This window comes from Rhodococcus ruber (assembly GCF_027270735.1).
GTDB classification, from domain to species: Bacteria; Actinomycetota; Actinomycetes; order Mycobacteriales; family Mycobacteriaceae; genus Rhodococcoides; species Rhodococcoides rubrum_A.
In genome coordinates this window covers 1-221 of the sequence record NZ_JAPWIJ010000055.1, presented here as the reverse complement: position 1 = coordinate 221, position 221 = coordinate 1, and the positions used below count along the sequence as shown (strand labels likewise).

Annotated in this window: 1 pseudogene; it reads left to right on the top strand. The window is 61.5% G+C overall.

The window, feature by feature from the left end:
- A pseudogene (locus tag O4220_RS27790) lies at positions 1-221 on the top strand (molecular chaperone HtpG); the annotation flags it as partial.

Sequence of the window (221 nt, the reverse complement as noted above, 5' to 3'; positions counted from 1 at the left end):
AACTCGCAGAAGGCGCTGTGGACCCGCTCCAAGGACGAGGAGTCCGAGGAGGAGTACAAGGAGTTCTACAAGCACGACAGCCACGCCTGGGACGAGCCGCTCGAGGTCATCCCGTACAAGGCCGAGGGCACGTTCGAATACCAAGCGCTGCTGTTCATTCCGTCGCAGGCACCTTTCGACCTGTTCATGCGCGAGAGCAAGGCGGGCGTGCACCTGTACGT